Here is a 19,047-nt window from a genome sequence, read left to right on the forward strand (position 1 = left end):
CAAGGTCTGCTAACCGGGGCCAGTATCGGAAGGGTGGACGTGTCCGAACCAGCTTCGATTTCCGCAGGCATTGCCGCGCGCTATGCCACTGCGATCTTTGAGATCGCGGAAGAGAACAAGGCCCTGAACGGTCTTGAAACCAGTATCAATGACTTGCAGGCCGCCTTGGCTGACAGTGCTGATCTGCGCAACCTGATCAACTCGCCGCTTGTATCGCGCGACGAGCAGGGTGCTGCGATCACTGCGATTGCTGCAAAAATGGGGCTCGACTCCATGATGAGCAACGCGCTGGCGCTGATGGCTGAAAACCGCCGCCTGTTTGTTCTGCCAGCGCTGATCGCCGCGCTGCGTAGCCAATTGGCTGATGCACGTGGTGAAGTCACAGCAGATGTGACCTCGGCCAAGGCTCTGACCAAGACCCAAAGCGAAAAGCTGGCTAAGACGCTGACGGCTCGCGTGGGCAAAAAAGTTACCATCAATGCTACCGTCGATGAAAGCATCATCGGCGGTCTCGTCGTTAAAGTGGGCTCGAAGATGATCGATAGCTCGATCCGCTCCAAGCTCGACTCCCTCCAGAATGTAATGAAAGAGGTCGGATAAATGGGTATCCAAGCTGCAGAGATTTCTGCAATCCTGAAGGATCAAATCAAGAATTTCGGTCAAGAAGCCGAAGTTGCTGAAATTGGTCGTGTGCTGAGCGTTGGCGATGGTATCGCCCGCGTTTACGGTCTGGACAATGTTCAGGCTGGTGAAATGGTCGAATTCCCCGGCGGCATCATGGGTATGGCGCTGAACTTGGAAAGCGACAACGTTGGTATCGTTATCTTTGGGTCCGACCGTGACATCAAAGAAGGCGACACTGTTAAGCGCACCAACTCGATCGTGGACGTTCCAATCGGAAACGGTCTGCTGGGTCGTGTTGTTGACGGTCTGGGTAACCCGCTGGACGGCAAGGGCCCAATCGAGAGCACTGAGCGCGGCATCGCTGACGTTAAAGCTCCGGGCATCATTCCACGTAAATCGGTTCACGAGCCGATGGCGACTGGTCTGAAATCTGTTGACGCGATGATCCCAATTGGTCGTGGCCAGCGTGAGCTGATCATTGGTGACCGTCAGACCGGTAAAACTGCCGTTGCTCTGGACGCGATCCTGAACCAGAAATCCTACAACGAAGCCGCTGGCGACGACGAAGGCAAAAAGCTGTACTGCGTATACGTAGCGATCGGCCAGAAGCGTTCGACTGTTGCTCAGCTGGTTAAGAAGCTGGAAGAAACCGGTGCGATGGAATATTCCATCGTTGTGGCCGCGACAGCGTCCGACCCGGCTCCTATGCAGTTCCTGGCACCATATGCCGCGACAGCCATGGCTGAATTCTTCCGTGACAACGGCCGCCACGCTCTGATCATCTATGATGATCTGTCCAAGCAGGCTGTGTCCTACCGTCAGATGTCCCTGCTGCTGCGTCGTCCACCAGGACGTGAAGCTTACCCAGGTGACGTTTTCTATCTTCACTCCCGTCTGCTGGAGCGTTCGGCCAAACTGGGCGACGACAACGGCAACGGCTCGTTGACGGCTCTGCCAATCATCGAAACCCAGGGCGGTGACGTTTCGGCGTTTATTCCAACCAACGTGATTTCGATCACTGACGGTCAGATCTTCCTGGAAACCGAACTGTTCTACCAGGGCATCCGTCCTGCTGTGAACACCGGTCTGTCGGTGTCTCGTGTTGGTTCGTCCGCTCAGACAAACTCGATGAAGTCGGTTGCTGGTCCGGTTAAACTGGAACTGGCTCAGTATCGTGAAATGGCTGCCTTTGCGCAGTTCGGTTCCGACCTGGATGCCGCCACTCAGCAGCTGCTGAACCGTGGTGCCCGCCTGACCGAGCTGATGAAACAGCCTCAGTACTCGCCACTGACCAATGCTGAAATCGTCTGCGTTATCTTTGCAGGTACCACTGGTTACCTGGACAAGATCGACGTGAACGCAGTTGGTCGCTACGAAGCTGGTCTTCTGGCGCACCTGCGTGGCAAGCATCAGGATTTGCTGGACTTCATCACCAATGAAGATCCCAAGATCAAAGGTGATGCCGCCGATAAGATCAAAGCTGCGCTGGACGAATTCGCCGCTGATTTCGCTTAAGGAGGAGACGCGGCAATGCCAAATCTTAAAGACCTTAAAAATCGGATCGAGTCGGTCAAGTCGACCCGCAAGATCACCAAAGCCATGCAGATGGTCGCGGCCGCAAAATTGCGCCGCGCCCAGGAAGCTGCTGAAGAGTCACGCCCTTACACCAAACGGTTCAACGCCGTGATGGCCGGGCTGGCTGCTTCTGTTGGTGGCAGCGACTCTGCGCCGCTGCTGCTGCGTGGCACTGGCAGTGACCAGACCCATCTCTTGGTCGTAATGACCTCTGAGCGGGGCCTGTGTGGTGGCTTCAACTCCAGCATCGCCAAACTGGCGAGGCAAAAAGCTGAAGAGCTGAAAGCTGCGGGTAAGACGGTCAAGATCTTGACCGTCGGTAAAAAGGGCCGTGACAGCCTGAAGCGCGACTTGGGCGACTGTTATGTCGGTCACGTCGATCTGAGCGAAGTCAAGCGTGTTGGCTATGTCAACGCACAAGACATCGCTCAGGATGTTTTGGGCCGCTTTGACGCGGGTGAATTCGACGTCGCAACACTGTTCTATTCGCAGTTTGTGAACGTTGTGAGCCAGATCCCGACTGCACAGCAGATCATCCCGGCGTCTTTCGAGGCGAACGAAGGTGAGAGCGACGGCGCTGTCTACGACTACGAGCCCAGCGAAGAAGCCATTCTGGCTGATCTACTGCCGCGTGGTGTAGCAACCCAGATCTTTGCTGCCCTGCTTGAAAATGGTGCATCTGAACAAGGTGCCCGGATGAGCGCGATGGACAACGCCACCCGTAACGCGGGTGACATGATCGACAAACTGACAATCGAGTTCAACCGCTCGCGTCAGGCTGTGATCACCAACGAGCTGATTGAAATTATTTCGGGCGCTGAGGCGCTCTAAGAGACAACCGGAGACGAAACATGGCTAATGCAAAAGGCAAAGTGACTCAGGTCATTGGCGCCGTTGTTGACGTACAGTTCGAGGATGACCTGCCGGAAATCCTGAACGCGCTGAACACAGACAACAATGGCAAAAACCTGGTGCTGGAAGTTGCTCAGCACCTGGGCGAAAACACTGTACGTACAATTGCGATGGACGCGACCGAAGGTCTGGTCCGTGGCGCGGGCGTAACAGACACTGGCGCTCCTATCTCGGTACCAGTTGGTAACGCGACCCTGGGCCGCATCATGAACGTTATCGGCGAAGCCGTTGACGAAAAGGGCGAAGTCGCTGCGACTGAAACCCGTGCGATCCACGGCGACGCTCCGGCGTTCTCCGAGCAGTCGACTGCGACTGAGATCCTGACCACCGGTATTAAGGTCATCGACCTGCTGGCGCCTTACACCAAAGGTGGTAAAATTGGTCTGTTCGGTGGTGCCGGTGTTGGTAAAACCGTTTTGATCATGGAACTGATCAACAACATTGCGAAGGTGCACTCGGGTGTGTCCGTGTTCGCGGGTGTTGGTGAGCGTACTCGTGAAGGTAACGACCTGTACCACGAGATGATCGAATCCGGCGTTATCGTTCCTGACGATCTGGAGAAATCCAAGATTGCTCTGGTTTATGGCCAGATGAACGAGCCTCCAGGTGCGCGTATGCGTGTTGCTCTGTCGGGTCTGACCCTGGCGGAACAGTTCCGCGACGAATCCGGTTCGGACGTTCTGTTCTTCGTGGACAACATCTTCCGCTTTACTCAGGCTGGTTCCGAAGTTTCGGCGCTGCTGGGTCGTATTCCATCCGCTGTGGGTTACCAGCCAACACTGGCCACCGACATGGGTGCGATGCAGGAACGCATCTCGTCAACCAAGTCCGGTTCGATTACTTCGGTTCAGGCCGTGTACGTACCTGCGGATGACTTGACTGACCCTGCACCTGCGACTTCGTTTGCTCACCTGGACGCGACAACCGTTCTGGACCGTGCGATCTCGGAAAAGGGTATCTACCCTGCTGTTGACCCGCTGGGTTCGACTTCGCGTCTGCTGGATCCACTGGTTATCGGTGACGAGCACTACACTGTAGCGACTGACGTTCAGCAGATTCTGCAGCGTTACAAATCGCTTCAGGACATCATCGCGATTTTGGGCATGGACGAACTGTCAGAAGAAGACAAACTGGCTGTTGCACGTGCACGTAAGATCGAGCGCTTCCTGTCGCAGCCGTTTGACGTTGCGAAAATCTTTACCGGCGCTGACGGTAAGCAGGTTCCGCTGGAAGACACTATCGCGTCGTTCAAAGCTGTTGTGGCTGGCGAATACGATCACCTGCCCGAAGGCGCCTTCTACATGGTTGGCGGCATCGACGAAGTGATCGCAAAAGCCGAGAAAATGGCTGCTGACGCGGCCTAAGGAGGGTCGTAATGGCTGATACCATGCAATTCGACCTCGTGAGCCCGGAGCGAAGCCTAGCTTCGCTTCAGGTGACCGCGGTTCAAATTCCGGGTGCGGATGGTGACATGACGGCTATGCCGATGCATGCGCCAACCATCACCACACTGCGTCCAGGTCTGCTTCGGGTCGAAAGCCCCGAAGGCAACTCGGACTATGTTGTGTCGGGCGGTTTTGCTGAAATCGGTTCTGAAGGTCTGTCGGTTCTGGCTGAAAAAGCCATTCCGGTAACTGAAATGACCCGTGATCACCTGGACGAGCTGATCGAGGCTGCTCGCGCAGCTCAGGCAGCAGCGCACGAGACCAAGGAAGAGCATCACACCCTGGTTGACGACGCCACCAAACTGCTGGCGGACATGGAAGCACTGGGCGAGCACATCAACCTGTAAGGTTTATGTACTTGAACGATTTAGAAGCCGGCCCCACATGCGGGCCGGTTTTTTCATTGGGTTTGCAGAAAGTCGGCGCAAAAGCGCCATGTCATGTTCGCGAACGCCAGATTGGGTTGCATTTCAGGTCGCCTAGCGGCTGTATTGGTGCTGTTCGAAAAGAGAAGTTGGTTTAACGGTTTATTTCCCAAGGCTCCACAAAATATTGTAATAGTTTCAACAGTGAATAACGGATTAGGCACGACATGAAGCGATTGAGAAACCCACGCACTGGAATTTGCCAGGGCGACGTGATGGTTTTTGCCGAGTTTGAAGAAGGCGGTGCAATGTGGACCGGCTCAGGCAAACGCGAACGCCGCAAGTCGGTTCGCTTTGACGGGGAGTTTTCCTCGCCACCGTCAGTGCAGGTATCCGTATCACTGTGGGACATGGACACAACAGCCGCTATCCGCGCTGATTTGGTAGCTGAGAATGTGACCTCAACTGGTTTTGATATCGTATTCCGCACATGGTCCGACAGCCGCATAGCCCGCCTGCGCGCGTCCTGGATGGCGATTGGAGAACTGCCGTTTGAGGACGACTGGGACGTGGAGTAGGGCCGCTGTGGCGCCTGCCGTACGAGGCGACTAAGTCAAATTCCTTGCCTCCGGAGCCTCAAGAGATGACTGGGCTATTTGTCATTTCCCGTGCTCAAAGCTTTGAAATACAGTTCAAATGTCGTACCGATCCCAGGCTCAGAAAACACCTGAACCGTTCCGTCTGACTGGAGCATGAAACCCTGCACCATTGACAACCCCAGCCCGGATCCTTCTCCGGGTGCCTTGGTTGTGAAAAATGGCTCATAGATTTCCTTTAGAACGTCCGCGGGCATGCCCTCGCCAGTATCTCTGATGGTCAACACGACGTAGCGACCTGGGGTGACCTTCTCATTCCTCTGGGAAACAAAGTCATCATCAATGTTTATGTTGAAGGTTGCAATTGTCAGCTGGCCGCCTTCAGGCATAGAGTCGCGTGCATTTACTATCAGATTTAGCAACGCGTTTTCGGTTGAACCCGGGTCTGCAGAGATTGTCCACAACCCATCCTGCAACGAGGTTTCAATACTGATGTTCTGGGGTAGCGTACGAACGATCCAGTTTCTTATCTTTTGGACAACAGAATTCAGATCTAGGCTTTGGGGGGCCAAGTTAGCCCGCCGAGCAAAGCTCAGCATGCTGGCGGTCAATTCAACGCCTCTCTGAGTCGCCTGAATGGCCGTCTCTATTAATTCGGTGACCTCACTGTCTTCTACGTCATCCTTCACTAGCTCGAGGCTGGCAAGAATCACAGCCAACAGGTTGTTGAAATCATGTGCAATTCCACCGGTGAGCTTGCCAATTGTTTCTAGCTTTTGCGAGTGCCGGATCTGTTCGTCGCGCCGGACATCAGAGGTGATGTCCTGAACCGTACCAAAGTAGGAGACTGGTTCTCCGTTGACACCGATTTCAACGTCCCCATTCACCTTGATGTGGACCTCTTCACCGCTGGTATGGGGGACGCGCGTTCGATATTCGAATGGGTATTTCTCCTTCACCGCTTCGTTAATGAGACCTTCAATTGCGGCGCGGTCTTCCTTAGCCCGCAATTTTTGCGCATAGTCCAAAGCTGGTTGAAAACTCAGCGGCTCAAAGCCGAGAATTTTGTAGACTCCTTGAGACCAAACCAATTCGTCCGTTGCAATGTCAACGGACCACGTCCCCAACTTGGCCATGTCTTCGGCATGTCGCAGATCACGTTTAGCGCGTGTTAGTTCGTCTCTGACCCGCACGATACCAATCATGTATTGCGGCTCACCATTGTCGTCCGTTACCAATGAACCATAGGTATTTGCCCAGGCGTAATGACCAGAGTGATGCCTCATCCTGCACAACGTTTCGTAGCGTTTACCCCCTTCAAAAAGACGGCGTGTTGTTGCTTGAATGGTTTCGATGTCTTCTGGGTGCATGAGCCCATGCAGCACATCCATACGATGACCGCTACGTAGCTCTTTCATGCCGGTCAGATGAATCATCCCCTGGCTGAGGTCCAACTGATCTGCCTTGATATCCCATAGCCACAAGCCTGTACCGGCTTCAGCCAGAGCTTTGGTAAACTCCTGCGGCACCAAGTCAGTAATTTTCCGGAAGACCGGATCTTCATGAGGGTGTTTCACCTCATTACACCTCTGTAGAACATGAATTTCAGTTACGTGAATCTTACAGATGTATTTGTGGACCTAGAAGGAAAGGAATAGTCGCAATTTTTTACTGAATTTGGTCAGTCGTTAGAGTTTTCGAGCGCAATGATGACAACGACAAAGAACTGGTTCACCTCAGACTACGTGAACGCCAAACTGGTTCGTATCGATGTCGATTGATCTGTTGCCTTGACCAGAGCCCTCGGAACAACATCTATGCCAAAAGGAAAAAACCCGCGCAGTCACCTGCACGGGCTCTTTGACTAGGCTATAGGCCGCAATCAGATATTATTTGAATACAGCGACTCGTAGATCGGGATTAGCGTCTTGTCGTCAAACAGCGACGAAACAGATGTACCGTGCCAGATGTTCAGGATCGCCTGTGTAAACAGCGGTGCAGTTGGCAGAATGCGGATGTTGGGTGTGTTCAGAACCGCCTCGGTCGGCTGAATTGAATCCGTCAGCACCAGCGATTTCATAACAGAGTTGGTTACGCGTTCGACCGCAGGGCCGCTCATCACACCGTGGGTGATATAGGCGTGCACTTCTTTGGCGCCGTTATCCAGCAGAATCTGCGCCGCCTTGCATAGGGTGCCAGCCGTGTCGCACATGTCGTCGATGATCAGGCAGATCTTGTCTTTGACATCGCCAATAACAGTCATCTCAGCCACTTCGCCCGGCTTGCCGCGACGTTTGTCAACGATCGACAGCGGTGCGTTGATACGCTTGGCCAGTTCACGTGCGCGGGCAACACCGCCCACGTCAGGCGATACCACCATCAGCTCGTCCATGCGGTCCTTGAACTGGTTCTTAACGTCCAGTGCAAAGATTGGGCTGGCATAGAGGTTGTCGACAGGAATGTCGAAAAAGCCCTGAATCTGCGCAGCGTGCAAGTCCATGGTCAAGACCCGCTCGATGCCGGCCTCGACCAGCATGTTGGCTACCAGTTTAGAGGTGATCGGTGTCCGCGCCTTGGTGCGGCGGTCCTGGCGGGCATAACCAAAGTAGGGGATCACAGCAGTGATCCGCTGCGCTGATGACCGGCGCAACGCGTCTGAAATGATCAGCAGTTCCATCAGGTTATCATTGGCCGGGTTCGATGTCGGCTGAATGATGAACATGTCCTCGCCCCGGACGTTCTCATAGACCTCAACAAAGATCTCACCATCGTTGAATCGCTCAACGCGGGCATCAACCAGGTTCTGGTCAATGCCGCGATGCAGGCTCATGCGGCGACTGATCGCCTCGGCCAAAGGCGGGTTTGCGTTCCCAGATATGAGTTTGGGTTCGTTTAGTGTCGGCATGAGCTGATAATCCCCAGGCAGCAGAGCAATGTGACAGATTCGTGATATTGAACACCGCTTAGCATGGGCGTAGCGTCGGGCAAAGTTCTTAGGCAGGAGTATGCCAAAATGACCCAGATCCGTTTCTACTTTTCCACCCTGTCGCCCTATACATATCTGGCGGGCACCCGGCTGGAAGAGATCGCCACCAAGCATGGGGCGAATGTCGACTACAAACCGCTGGATATTGCTGCCCTTTTTGGCCGCACCGGCGGGCAGCCCCCAAAGGATCGCCATCCGTCGCGGCAGGAATACCGTTTGATTGAAATGGAACGCCAAGCCAAAAAACTTGGAATGCCCCTGAACCTGAAGCCTTCCTTTTGGCCAACCAATCCGGCTCCGTCCTCTTATGCCTTCATTGCAGCCCAAAATGCTGGTGGCGGAGACTTGGGCAAATTGCACCACGCCTTTACCCGTGCTGTCTGGGCCGAGGAAAAGAACATCGCCGAGGATGATGTGATCCGCGCCTGTCTCGAAAGCGCCGGTTTCGACCCAGCGCTGGCTGATAGCGGATTGCTGACCGGCGCCGAGACCTATGCGCAGAACCTCGAGGATGCAGTTAGTGCCGGTGTGTTTGGCGCACCGTTTTACATCACCGATGACGGGGCCAGGTTTTGGGGGCAGGACCGGCTGGAAGATTTGGATCAGTATTTGTCGGATAACGCATAGTGAACAAGGCCTTCTCTACATTACCACAACCAGTGTTCATTCGAGACTTTGGGTCAGGCGCCAGGCCAGTGTTGGCCGTGCATTGCTCACTGGCTCATTCCGGCGCCTGGCGTGGACTGGCCGCAGAACTCTTGGACAAGGTCACGCTCACCGCATTTGACCTGCTGACCCACGGTAAAAGCCCGGATTGGGACCACCAGGGTGATTTTCAGGATCGCAACGTTGAGGCGGGGTTGTCGCTGCTGACCCAGCCAATGGATCTTATCGGGCATTCTTTTGGTGCCACCGTGGCGCTGCAGATGGCACTTCGGCAGCCGGAACTGGTGCGTAGCCTGACGTTGATCGAGCCGGTGTTTTTTGCAGCAGCCAAAGATCCGTCGTTGGTGACGGATCTGGGCGAGCATAACCAACCCTTCATCGAGGCCTTGCTGGGTGGAAACCCGGCCCTGGCGGCACGCTTGTTCAACCGAATGTGGAGCTCTGGCGCGCCAAAATGGCCAGACCTTCCCGAACCCACTCGGGCAGCCATGACACGGGCGATAGAAATTGTGCCGTTCTGCGATCCGGCGATCCTGACGGATCGTGCTGGCCTGCTTGCTCTGGGTGGGGCAGACGCCCTCACCATGCCAGTTCTGTTGCTGCATGGTGCTGAGACCAACCCGGTGATCCCATCCGTCAACGCAGGTTTGCTAGCACAGTTGCCCAATGCCCGCGTCGCCGTCATCGAAGGGGCAGGTCACATGGTGTCGATCTCACACCCCGCCGAGGTGGCCGCCGAACTGAGGGCACTATGGGCCGTATAGAAGCCCAAGCAGTTCCTCCAAAAGGATCTGCCCTTCATCTGGCTCAAAATATCCTGGGGGTTTGGGGGCTGGCCCCCATCCCTCGACCGCAGTTTCAGATCAACGCTAGAAACTGATCAATCTGAGCTGCGCTGATCGACCAGTCGCAGACAAACCGCGCGCCGATCATCTCGTCTCCAAGGCCTTCCAGAGGTCCATCCCATAGGTGATAGGACGCGCCAGCGTCAAATGCGCGCTGGTGGCTGGCGCGGGGTAGCGAGGCAAAGATCATGTTGGCCTCGGGCTTGTGCAAGAACTCAGCCCCTGCTTTGCGCAATCCTTCAGCCAGATAGGTGCTGTTGGCATTGGCCTTGCGGGCGTTGCCCAGCCACAGATCGTCAGTCACATAGGCCAACATCTGCGCTGCCAAAAAGCGGTTCTTGGAAAACAGATGCGCCCCACGTTTGCGGCGCAATTCGAATTCCCAAGCATGTTTTGGGTCAAAGAAGATAACCGCTTCAACGCCCATACAGCCGTTCTTGGTGCCGCCAAAGCTGACTGCGTCCACACCGGCTTTCCAGCTCATCTCGGCGGCAGTGCAGCCTAGCGAGACCATGGCATTGGCAAAACGTGCGCCGTCCAGATGTACCGGCAGGTTGTATTCAGCAGCCACAGCAGTCAGGGCTTGTAGTTCTGCCAAAGAATAGACTGAGCCGCGCTCGGTCACTTGGCTGATCGCCACTGGGCCACGCTGAGGGCCGTGGACTCCGCGGTTTTCTTCTTTTTCAATTGCTGTGCGCAGGCCCTGCGGGGTCATTTTGTCACCACAAGGCACGAGGGTCAGCTTGGCGCCACCCGAATAGAACTCAGGCGCGTTGCACTCATCCTCGTGGATGTGCGCCACGTCGGAACAGAATACCGTCTGATAAGGCTGGCTCAGAGTGGCCAGTGCCAATGCATTGGCGGCGGTGCCGGTGGCAACCAGATAGACCGCAGCCTCGGGTGCCTCAAACACCTCACGCAGCTTGTCACGCAGCCTGTCCATTTGGGCATCTGCGCCATAGCCAATGGCATAGCCAGTATTGGCCTCTGTCAGGGCCTCCAGTACATGTGGATGGACAGGGCCAGAGTTGTCAGAGGCAAAATGCATCAGATTGGTTCCTCAATGATATGGTCTTCCCAGTCTTCTTCTGGGGTTTCGAATTCTGAAACAGTCCAGCCTTTGACTGAGACCCCGGCGTCATGCACGCTGTCGGGCGTTCCGGTGAGCAGAGGATGCCAGTCGGGCAGGGGTTTGCCCTCCCATAACAAACGGTAGGCGCAGGTTTGTGGCATCCAATAGGCGTGAGTGTCTAGATTGCTTGGCTTTAGCACAATGCATTCGGGCACAAAGTTGTGGCGGATTTCATACTGAGCGCACAAGCAAGTTGCATCGTCCAGCAGACGACAGGCGACCCGGGTCAAAGCAACTTCGCCACTGTCCTCGTCTTCCAGCTTGTTCAGACAACACTTGCCGCAACCATCACAGAGCGCTTCCCACTCTTTCTGGTTCATCTTGTTCAGCGGTTTCTTCTCCCAGAACCGCTTGGCAAGCCCGCCTCGATCAATCGCGTCAGTCATATCTTGGCCAGTATTTCGCGGGCACGAGCACAGTCGGCATTCATCTGCTCGATCAAAGCGTCCAGCCCGTCAAATTTCAATTCAGGCCGCAGGAATTCGACCAGACCGACCGATAGGGTTGATCCATATAGATCGCCCGAGAAATCAAAGATGAAAGTTTCCAGATTTGGGTGATCGCCGTCAAACATTGGCCGTATCCCCATGGATGCGGCGCCGTGATAGCTGCCCGCATGGGGGCCATCCAGCACATCCACCAGTACCGCATAGACGCCAAAGGCAGGCGGGTGCAGGCCGTCAATTGACATGTTGGCGGTGGGAAAGCCCAGCTCGCGGCCGCGTTGTTCACCGCCGATAACCTCACCTTCGATCCGGTGCCAATGGCTTAGCATAGCAGCGGCATCGCCGGGACGACCCTCGCTTAGCGCGGTGCGGATTGCGGTCGAGGATACAGTGTGTTCGGAATATTCCATCAGTGGCGCAATGGTAACGCCAAAGCCGTACTGCTCGCCGAAACGTTGCAGGTCCTGCGGCGAGCCACTGCGGCCTTTGCCAAAGCAGAAATCTGCACCAACCACCACATGCGCTAGGCCTAGGCCCTCAGCAATCACATCCCGCGCGAATTCCTCGGGGGTTAGGCTGGACAGGGCTACGTTAAAGTTCAGCTGATACAGGTGGTCCACACCCAGCTTCTCGAGGCGCGAAGCACGGGCCTCGGGGGACATCAACCGAAATGGAGGAGCATCCGGCGCGAAATACTCACGCGGATGGGGCTCAAATGTCATGACACCCAGCGGCGCGTCCGGCGCGGCCTGACGGGCCAGATCAATAACTGACTGATGGCCGCGATGGACGCCGTCGAAATTGCCAATCGCAACGCTGGCGCCGCGGTCTTGGGGTTCTATAAACTGAGTGTCTCGGATGATGCGCATTTGGCATCCGTACCCGCAGTGGACAGCCTGTTCAAGTCGCGTGTTTGCGATCAGAGATATGGGCCTATTGGCCCAGAGCTGTTTCGCGGGTTGAATGGATTAACTCACCGTTCGCCCCATTCACCCAATTCTCAGTTTCGCCAGTCATTCTTGCGCTTGATCGATCCTTCGTTGGGCAGTTACGCGCCCCGCGTCGTACAGGCAGGAAGCAGGGCCCTATGGCATGGGCTCCGACCAACCGGTTAGGCCGGGCGGGGGTAACGTCCCGTTCCGATTTCCGCATATAGCGGCGCCGCTATTTCATTCACCTGAAAGCAAACAGGCCAACCACGAAAACGAAAGCACCGCCCCAAGACCCTTGGGACGGCGATTCAACGTGCTCAGTTTCTGGGCACGTTCATGTAATGTACGGGGTCAGCCCAGTTGCTCTTGGTTACAGGCGCGGGCCATTTCGATGGCCTTGTAGGTCCCGGCAAGATTAACCGAGAAGCCATAGGCCTTTTCTGGGAACACGCTCATGACATGTTTACGGGCCAGATCGTCGACAAACTGCGGATCGTCAGACAGGACATATCCACCGGTATAGCCCTTGGTGATATTGCCGCGCATGCCTTTTGCCTCACCGGCGTACAGGTTGCCGTCCAGCGAGATCAAAATCGCCTGAGTGTCATTGCGTTTGATATCCGTCTCAGCGGTGGTGAATACGCCGACATAGCCAACGCCACGGTCCTTGGTCAGCCCCATCTGCACCACGTGGCCCAGATCATCTGACTTCTCAATCAGGCATGATTTCTTTTCTGTGTCGACAAAAACGATCCAGCCTTCTGCTTCGCCATATTGGATAAACGGTGCGTCGCCGGCACTGGAAACTGTGGCCAAGCCAGCCATGGCTGCGCTGATAAAGAGAGTCTTTAGGTGAAACATGTCTAGTCCTCATAAAGGTAATTCCTGCCCCGGCGGAATAGGTGCCGGACATGCAGGACCGTAATGAAGAGAAGGAAAGAGGCAACCGGATTTGCAACAATCGGCAGTTAAACGCTTGTTTGCCACAAGGGTAAGGCGCGTGGTGGCACGCACCGCTATCGGATCAATCAAACTTGCGCGAGGGGGCCAGTACCATGGCCTCTCCGATCAGGACTTTCTTATTGTCGATACTGCAGTGGCAATCCAGTTTGACACGGCGCTTGGCGACGTCGATGTCGATCACCTTGACCTCGGCATAGACCATATCACCGGGGCGTACCGGGGCCAGGAACTTTAGTGACTGCCCCATGTAGACGGTGCCATGTCCGGGCAGCTGTTCGCCAATCACCGCCGAGATCAACCCGGCGGTTAGCATTCCATGGGCAATACGACCCTGAAAGATGGTGTCGCGGGCATAGTCATCGTCCAAATGCACCGGATTATGATCGGTCGAAACCTCGGCAAACAATTCAATGTCGCGATCCGTCACTACCTTTTGCAGCGACCGGGTCATGCCCATTTCGATGTCTTCGATGCAGATGGTGCCGCGTGGCTGGTTGTCCAACATAGTGCCTCCGATTCGATGCCCTTGAAATAATCAAACGTCAAATCTGAACGTTTCGCAACTTTATTACTTCGCAGTCGCAGAAAATCAAGAGCCAATCGGTCTAGCGCAGCAATCCAATCGTATAGGTTGGGGTCGAACCTTCCTGCTCTAGGTAGGCCTTCAGCGCTTCGGGATCAGGTTGTGGCGCGGTTTTGGTCTCTTTTGCGGCCAGCCCACCTGAAATGAACAGGGTGTCGATGCCTTCGCCTGTGCCGCCAGAGATGTCGGTATGGGGGCCATCGCCAATGGCCAGAATATCGGCGTCGGGGATGTCGTGGCCTAGTTCCAGCAACCGACGGCGGGCCAGATCATAGATCGGAGGGTGCGGCTTGCCGAAATACAGGCTTTCTCCGCCCATTTCAGTATAAAGCCGCGCAACGGCCCCCGCACACCACTCGCGGGTTTCGCCGCGATCGACCACAATGTCGGGATTGGCGCAAAGCAGTTTCAGGCCCTTTTGCTTGGCGTATAGGAAATCGGGGCGGTTCACATCCGGGTCTGCCATTGGATCGTTTGGGCCACAGCATACGATGCCATCTGCCTCGGCCAGTGGCACCCGTTGAATGTTGGTGGGGTTTTCTAAAATGTGCAGCGGTTCAAAGAACCCCGCGTCACGCTGCCATTCACCCATGAAATAGACCTTTTCCCCCACGGCACCGCGGAACATGGCTGACCGGGCGGAGTCACCCGAGGTTGCGATGGTGTCATAGGCATCATCAGGGACGTTGAACTGGCCCAACTGTTCGGCGACGCCTGCGCGGGGTTTAGGGGAGTTGGTGACCAGAACCACAATCCCGCCGGCGGCGCGATAGGCCTGTAACGCGGCGACTGCATCTGGATAGGCGGTGATGCCGTTGTGGACGCAGCCCCAAAGATCAACAAACAGCGCCTTATAGCGTGAAGAAACGTCGGATAGGGCAGTGATGATCTGAGACATTGGGTATCCTTGAGTTGGTCTTGCTACCTATATGCAGCATCCCGTGGCCAAAGGCCAATGGTGGAAAATGGGGCTCGGCAAGGGACAGAGATTGCACCGTTTGATTCCAACGTATCTGTTTTGTTGCGGAGAGTAATCACAGTGACCCAGATCGTGTAATTGGCATGCGAAGTGATTCCAATTGTGAATAGGTTAAGTTTTTATTCTAACGCTGTGGTTGTGCGGGTAATCATTCAGGGTGAAAAAACTGACATGAACCTGACATGAACCTGACATGATATTTGGCTTTACTTAATTAACAGTGTGGCGAGTTGTCGCAATTGGAGTTTGGCCCCATCGTAAATTATATTTACAAAGCAACTTCTTTATATCTTCGAGAAGCCGAGATTGGATGCCGTGCTTTTGATATTTTAGTTATTTTTCAAGCATTTGAATCGGTGCCGTGCGCTGGGGGCGGTTGCGGAAAATTTCTGTGTGGTCGAAATTCAATGATCTTGTGGTAAAATTAGCGTAAAACACTCTGCACTGTATAAACAATTTTTTAGCCGACCTAAAGTAGCTTAACTGGGCGAATGAACATAATTGAAATGGAGGTCGTTTTGCACAAGCTGCTGGATACTCTTAAAAAGCATAAGACGCCGATTTTTATCGCCCTCACCACTGCGCTGACGTTTTCCCTCAGTGCCGAATATGAGCTGCTGGAATGGTTCTATGAATATAGCCGTGCGCATGAAGACTGGGAGCTGGACGAGCTCGCCATACTTGTACTGAATGCAGTTGTCGGTCTGACATGGTTCCTGATTGTAAAGTCACGCCAGCTGATCCGCGCCGTTCGTGAACGTGACAAGGCCGAGCAGGCCGCGCAAAAAATTGCCCGCCATGACGCCCTGACAGGTTTGGCAAATCGTCGTGCTTTTTCTGATCATATCGATGAATTGACTGCTCCTGAAAATGGCGAAGACGGCATCATGGTGATGATGTTGGATCTGGACCGGTTCAAGGCGGTCAACGATCTGCATGGTCACGCTGGTGGCGACTATGTTCTGACCGAGGTCGCTAAGCGTATCAACGCGATGATCGAAGATGGCGACTTTGTTGCCCGTCTGGGTGGTGATGAATTTGCGATCACCTTGGCCCCCGGTTCAACGGTTGAACATGCGGAACGTACAGCACGCCGTTTGCTGACAGCTGTTGGCAAACCTTTCCGGATTGACGGTAAAAATGTCCTGGTAGGAACAAGCATCGGAATTTCCCGGGTTGTTCTGGGGCAGGGCGTATCCGAGGCGCTGCAACTGGCAGATCAGGCGCTGTATTCTGCCAAGAAAGCGGGTCGTGGTCAGTTTGCGTGGTACGATGCCGAGCTGGATGAACTTGCCAAAGAACGCCGACAGCTGGAGCAGGACTTGCGTCTTGCAGTGCGCAACAAGGAAATTGTCCCGTATTTCCAGCCAGTGTTCGACATGGCCACAGACAAGCTGGGTGGGTTTGAGGCGCTGGCGCGCTGGAAACATCCAGAACGCGGAATGGTCTCACCCGAGATCTTTATCGAAATCGCCGAGGATATTGGTCTGATTTCCGAGTTGGGTTGGAGCATGTTGGAAAAGGCCTGTAAGGCTGCCTGCCACTGGGATTCATCGTTGAAAGTTGCTGTGAACTTCTCGCCCATTCAGTTCCGTGATCCGAACCTAGTCGATATGGTGGAGAAAATTCTGCGCGAGACTGGTTTTGACCCTCTGCGGTTGGAAGTAGAGATCACTGAAAGCGCGATTATGTTGGACTTTGATCTGGCTAAGGCCTCAATCGAGCGACTGCGTGACTTGGGTGTTTCACTGGCCTTGGATGATTTCGGCACTGGTTTCTCGTCCCTGTCGAACCTGCGGACGCTGCCGTTTGACCGCCTCAAAATCGACCGTAGCTTTGTTTCGAATATCAATGACTGCCCTGAGAACCAGAAAATCGTCGCTGGTATTCTAGCGATGGCGCATGGGCTGGAGTTGGATGTGACAGCTGAGGGCATCGAAAGTGAGCTGGACCATGACTATCTGTGTGCTCGTGATTGTCAGCTGGGGCAGGGTTTCCACTATGCTAAACCACTAGCGGTGGAAGAGGTTGACTGGATGCTGGAAACCAAATGGTCGAACCTAGATCGCAACGAGGATCAAGAGGTTATCGAACCGGTTCAATTGCCTAAAACCGCTTGAAAGCGATATGATTTTAAAGACTTTAGCCTAAGTCAAATTGACTAGGTCACCAAAAAAGGCGCCCCATGGGCGCCTTTTTTATGGTTGTCTGAAGGAGTGCGAGGCTACGGTTTGGCTGCTTCTTCTAGCACATCAAACTCAGGGGTGTCCTTCATCCGCGCGTTGGTCGTTGCAAGATCAAACGGAGATTCTCCCATTTCGTTTGTCAGAGATGCATCGGCGCCGGCCTCTATCAGGACACGAATGTTTTCGGGTGATCCGAACTTGGCTGCGCCATGTAGCGGAGTCCAATCACTTGCGGTTCTTCCGTTCACGTCCGCCCCAGCCTGAATGAACAAGGTGACGATTTCCGGGCTGGCGGTTGCGGAAGTAAAGTGAAACGCTGAGCGGCCCAGATCGTCCTTGGCGTTCACATCCCCACCCGCTGCAATCAGTACATCGACGATATCGGGGCTGGCCTGGGCAACCCAATGAAGCGGAGTTTTGCCTGCGGAATCCGTGGCTGTAACCAAGGCGCCCTGGTCCAGCATTTGCTGGACTGTATCAACAGTTGCGGTTTGATAGAAGCTCGCCTGGCACAGGTCTGTGCAGTCTTGATCAGCCAAGGCCAGGGATGCCGCCATAGCCAGCGCAGATACGCATCCCAATAGAAATCTACTCATCAGATCATCCTCTCAAATATGATTGCCCAAAATAGCCGGGCTTGCGCATATTTTAATCTTGGAGGTTCCGAGCTGGCAATGAGTTTGTGAGGGGACTATCCCGCGCCCCCAGAATAGAAAAAGGCGCCACATGGGCGCCTTTCCTGTTTGCGATGCCTGAGCAGGTATCAGACCTTCAGGTTTGGAATGATCTGCTTTTTGCGGCTCATCACGCCGGGCAGGACAACAGTGTCGCCGTCGACTGATGCACCAAAGCTCTTCTCGGCGACTGTCTTAACCAGATCGTTAGGCACCAGCAGGGTGGCCTCTTCGTTCAGGATGTCGATGACAAACAGCAGAACCTGCTCAACACCATCCTCAGAAGCAACGGTTTTCATGCTCTCTACCAGGCTGGCCTTGCGGTCCAGCACTACGCCGGGTGCGGTGGTTTCCAGCACAGACACACGGAACTTGGTGCCGTCCACGGCGTATTCTTTGGAATCCATGCGCAGCAGTTCGGCATCTGTGAACGATGAGACGTCTGATTTCGCAGCAAACATCTCGGCAGCGTATTCGGCGATGTCGAGATCCAGATCAGCGGCCAGCGTTTCGGCTGTGGCGCGGTCATGGTCGGTGGTGGTAGGCGAGCGGAATTCCAGCGTGTCGGACAGGATGCAGGTCAGGGCAGCGGCCATGATCTCTTTTGGCATCTTGGCCGCATCAGCGCCGATCAGGTCCAGCATGATAGTGGCTGTACAGGCCAGCGGACGGATGGTGATGTCGATCGGGCCTTTGGTTTCCAGGCCGCCAACCAGTTTGTGGTGGTCGATGATCGCCTGAACGTCGGCACCATTGATGTTGGCGGGAAGCTCGGCCGGGTTGTTGGTGTCAACGATGACCACTGGCTGATCGTCTGCAACATCTGCGATGATTTCTGGTTTATCCAGGTTCCAACGATCCAGCATGAACAGCGCTTCGGTGTTTGGCTCACCCAGCAGTTTTGGCTCGGCGGCGACGCCTTTGATCTCGTTCAGGTACCAGGCCCAGACGATGGGCGAACCGGTGGAGTCTGTGTCGGGAGATTTATGTCCAAAAATCTGGATGGTCATCATGCGATCCTAATAACAACGGGGAGTTTGAGCGCCTTATAGCAGGGTGGACAGACATGTCACCCCGCGACACTGCAATGCGGCAGTTAGTCCGGTATTCGCAGAGTGCATGGCGCAACTAGAGGGCT

At 54.8% G+C, this 19,047-nt stretch carries 19 protein-coding genes; 9 read left to right on the forward strand and 10 right to left on the reverse strand.

The window, feature by feature from the left end:
- Nucleotides 1-39 precede the first annotated feature (39 nt).
- From DL239_RS12120 to DL239_RS12145, 6 genes are all read left to right on the forward strand, one after another.
- Nucleotides 40-600, forward strand: coding sequence for a F0F1 ATP synthase subunit delta (locus tag DL239_RS12120; protein WP_167684469.1), 561 nt, complete (start codon nucleotides 40-42; stop codon nucleotides 598-600).
- On the forward strand, nucleotides 601-2,139 hold the full coding sequence (gene atpA, locus DL239_RS12125) for a F0F1 ATP synthase subunit alpha (RefSeq protein ID WP_157023851.1): 1,539 nt from the start codon (nucleotides 601-603) through the stop codon (nucleotides 2,137-2,139).
- Nucleotides 2,140-2,154: 15 nt separating this feature from the next.
- Nucleotides 2,155-3,030 (forward strand): F0F1 ATP synthase subunit gamma, encoded by an 876-nt coding sequence (locus DL239_RS12130; RefSeq protein ID WP_167684360.1) that lies wholly within the window; start codon nucleotides 2,155-2,157, stop codon nucleotides 3,028-3,030.
- 20 nt (nucleotides 3,031-3,050) lie between these two features.
- Nucleotides 3,051-4,475: a F0F1 ATP synthase subunit beta gene (gene atpD / locus DL239_RS12135; RefSeq protein ID WP_167684361.1), complete on the forward strand. Its 1,425-nt coding sequence runs from the start codon at nucleotides 3,051-3,053 to the stop codon at nucleotides 4,473-4,475.
- Between the two features lie 11 nt (nucleotides 4,476-4,486).
- Entirely contained in the window at nucleotides 4,487-4,903 is a 417-nt protein-coding gene (locus DL239_RS12140; RefSeq protein ID WP_158981270.1) for a F0F1 ATP synthase subunit epsilon, read from the forward strand.
- A gap of 245 nt (nucleotides 4,904-5,148) precedes the next feature.
- The gene (locus DL239_RS12145) at nucleotides 5,149-5,499 is read left to right on the forward strand and encodes an H-type lectin domain-containing protein (protein ID WP_167684362.1); all 351 of its coding nucleotides are present in this window, start codon (nucleotides 5,149-5,151) and stop codon (nucleotides 5,497-5,499) included.
- A 74-nt stretch (nucleotides 5,500-5,573) separates the two neighbouring features.
- On the opposite strand, the gene DL239_RS12150 is transcribed toward DL239_RS12145, so the two are convergent.
- Both DL239_RS12150 and DL239_RS12155 read right to left on the reverse strand, forming a co-directional pair.
- Nucleotides 5,574-7,094: a PAS domain-containing protein gene (locus DL239_RS12150; RefSeq protein WP_167684363.1), complete on the reverse strand. Its 1,521-nt coding sequence runs from the start codon at nucleotides 7,092-7,094 to the stop codon at nucleotides 5,574-5,576.
- 305 nt (nucleotides 7,095-7,399) lie between these two features.
- On the reverse strand, nucleotides 7,400-8,422 hold the full coding sequence (locus tag DL239_RS12155) for a ribose-phosphate pyrophosphokinase (protein WP_167684364.1): 1,023 nt from the start codon (nucleotides 8,420-8,422) through the stop codon (nucleotides 7,400-7,402).
- Between the two features lie 108 nt (nucleotides 8,423-8,530).
- On the opposite strand from DL239_RS12155, the gene DL239_RS12160 reads away from it, so the two are divergent.
- Both DL239_RS12160 and DL239_RS12165 read left to right on the forward strand, forming a co-directional pair.
- Nucleotides 8,531-9,130, forward strand: coding sequence for a 2-hydroxychromene-2-carboxylate isomerase (locus DL239_RS12160; protein WP_167684365.1), 600 nt, complete (start codon nucleotides 8,531-8,533; stop codon nucleotides 9,128-9,130).
- Nucleotides 9,130-9,933: an alpha/beta fold hydrolase gene (locus DL239_RS12165; RefSeq protein WP_167684366.1), complete on the forward strand. Its 804-nt coding sequence runs from the start codon at nucleotides 9,130-9,132 to the stop codon at nucleotides 9,931-9,933. Before DL239_RS12160 ends, DL239_RS12165 begins: the two co-directional genes overlap by 1 nt.
- A gap of 94 nt (nucleotides 9,934-10,027) precedes the next feature.
- Here DL239_RS12165 and DL239_RS12170 read toward each other — a convergent pair whose 3' ends face one another.
- The 6 genes from DL239_RS12170 to DL239_RS12195 form a co-directional block, all read right to left on the reverse strand.
- Nucleotides 10,028-11,062, reverse strand: coding sequence for a threonine aldolase family protein (locus DL239_RS12170; protein WP_167684367.1), 1,035 nt, complete (start codon nucleotides 11,060-11,062; stop codon nucleotides 10,028-10,030).
- Nucleotides 11,062-11,532, reverse strand: a complete 471-nt coding sequence (locus DL239_RS12175; protein WP_167684368.1) for a YcgN family cysteine cluster protein — start codon at nucleotides 11,530-11,532, stop codon at nucleotides 11,062-11,064. The genes DL239_RS12170 and DL239_RS12175 overlap by 1 nt, the downstream gene beginning before the upstream one ends.
- Nucleotides 11,529-12,461 carry a bifunctional riboflavin kinase/FAD synthetase gene (locus tag DL239_RS12180; protein WP_167684369.1) on the reverse strand — a complete coding sequence of 311 codons (933 nt, stop codon included), beginning with the start codon at nucleotides 12,459-12,461 and terminating at the stop codon, nucleotides 11,529-11,531. The genes DL239_RS12175 and DL239_RS12180 overlap by 4 nt, the downstream gene beginning before the upstream one ends.
- A 414-nt stretch (nucleotides 12,462-12,875) precedes the next feature.
- Nucleotides 12,876-13,385, reverse strand: coding sequence for a hypothetical protein (locus tag DL239_RS12185; RefSeq protein WP_167684370.1), 510 nt, complete (start codon nucleotides 13,383-13,385; stop codon nucleotides 12,876-12,878).
- Nucleotides 13,386-13,548: 163 nt separating this feature from the next.
- A complete protein-coding gene (locus DL239_RS12190) occupies nucleotides 13,549-13,992 on the reverse strand; it encodes a MaoC family dehydratase (protein ID WP_167684371.1) in 444 nt (147 codons plus the stop codon).
- Between the two features lie 100 nt (nucleotides 13,993-14,092).
- Nucleotides 14,093-14,968 (reverse strand): TIGR01459 family HAD-type hydrolase, encoded by an 876-nt coding sequence (locus tag DL239_RS12195; RefSeq protein WP_167684372.1) that lies wholly within the window; start codon nucleotides 14,966-14,968, stop codon nucleotides 14,093-14,095.
- Nucleotides 14,969-15,555: 587 nt separating this feature from the next.
- Here DL239_RS12195 and DL239_RS12200 point away from each other — a divergent pair.
- Complete coding sequence (locus DL239_RS12200; protein WP_206188446.1) at nucleotides 15,556-17,169, forward strand: putative bifunctional diguanylate cyclase/phosphodiesterase; 1,614 nt, start codon at nucleotides 15,556-15,558, stop codon at nucleotides 17,167-17,169.
- A gap of 104 nt (nucleotides 17,170-17,273) precedes the next feature.
- Here the strand turns inward: DL239_RS12200 and DL239_RS12205 are convergent, their stop codons facing one another.
- Both DL239_RS12205 and DL239_RS12210 read right to left on the reverse strand, forming a co-directional pair.
- Entirely contained in the window at nucleotides 17,274-17,831 is a 558-nt protein-coding gene (locus tag DL239_RS12205) for an ankyrin repeat domain-containing protein (RefSeq protein ID WP_167684374.1), read from the reverse strand.
- A gap of 167 nt (nucleotides 17,832-17,998) precedes the next feature.
- Nucleotides 17,999-18,919 (reverse strand): manganese-dependent inorganic pyrophosphatase, encoded by a 921-nt coding sequence (locus DL239_RS12210; RefSeq protein WP_167684375.1) that lies wholly within the window; start codon nucleotides 18,917-18,919, stop codon nucleotides 17,999-18,001.
- Nucleotides 18,920-19,047: the final 128 nt, after the last annotated feature.

This window comes from Parasedimentitalea denitrificans, assembly GCF_011813015.1.
GTDB lineage: Bacteria > Pseudomonadota > Alphaproteobacteria > Rhodobacterales > Rhodobacteraceae > Parasedimentitalea > Parasedimentitalea denitrificans.

Excerpts from the sequence above, each read along its gene's own strand:
- DL239_RS12195 (WP_167684372.1), bottom strand. The coding sequence starts at position 14,968 with ATGTCTCAGATCATCACTGCCCTATCCGACGTTTCTTCACGCTATAAG.
- DL239_RS12190 (WP_167684371.1), bottom strand. The coding sequence starts at position 13,992 with ATGTTGGACAACCAGCCACGCGGCACCATCTGCATCGAAGACATCGAA.
- DL239_RS12185 (WP_167684370.1), bottom strand. The coding sequence starts at position 13,385 with ATGTTTCACCTAAAGACTCTCTTTATCAGCGCAGCCATGGCTGGCTTG.
- DL239_RS12155 (WP_167684364.1), bottom strand. The coding sequence starts at position 8,422 with ATGCCGACACTAAACGAACCCAAACTCATATCTGGGAACGCAAACCCG.
- DL239_RS12160 (WP_167684365.1), top strand. The coding sequence starts at position 8,531 with ATGACCCAGATCCGTTTCTACTTTTCCACCCTGTCGCCCTATACATAT.
- DL239_RS12140 (WP_158981270.1), top strand. The coding sequence starts at position 4,487 with ATGGCTGATACCATGCAATTCGACCTCGTGAGCCCGGAGCGAAGCCTA.
- DL239_RS12180 (WP_167684369.1), bottom strand. The coding sequence starts at position 12,461 with ATGCGCATCATCCGAGACACTCAGTTTATAGAACCCCAAGACCGCGGC.
- DL239_RS12210 (WP_167684375.1), bottom strand. The coding sequence starts at position 18,919 with ATGACCATCCAGATTTTTGGACATAAATCTCCCGACACAGACTCCACC.
- atpD (WP_167684361.1), top strand. The coding sequence starts at position 3,051 with ATGGCTAATGCAAAAGGCAAAGTGACTCAGGTCATTGGCGCCGTTGTT.
- DL239_RS12175 (WP_167684368.1), bottom strand. The coding sequence starts at position 11,532 with ATGACTGACGCGATTGATCGAGGCGGGCTTGCCAAGCGGTTCTGGGAG.
- DL239_RS12170 (WP_167684367.1), bottom strand. The coding sequence starts at position 11,062 with ATGCATTTTGCCTCTGACAACTCTGGCCCTGTCCATCCACATGTACTG.
- atpA (WP_157023851.1), top strand. The coding sequence starts at position 601 with ATGGGTATCCAAGCTGCAGAGATTTCTGCAATCCTGAAGGATCAAATC.
- DL239_RS12130 (WP_167684360.1), top strand. The coding sequence starts at position 2,155 with ATGCCAAATCTTAAAGACCTTAAAAATCGGATCGAGTCGGTCAAGTCG.
- DL239_RS12200 (WP_206188446.1), top strand. The coding sequence starts at position 15,556 with ATGGAGGTCGTTTTGCACAAGCTGCTGGATACTCTTAAAAAGCATAAG.
- DL239_RS12205 (WP_167684374.1), bottom strand. The coding sequence starts at position 17,831 with ATGAGTAGATTTCTATTGGGATGCGTATCTGCGCTGGCTATGGCGGCA.
- DL239_RS12145 (WP_167684362.1), top strand. The coding sequence starts at position 5,149 with ATGAAGCGATTGAGAAACCCACGCACTGGAATTTGCCAGGGCGACGTG.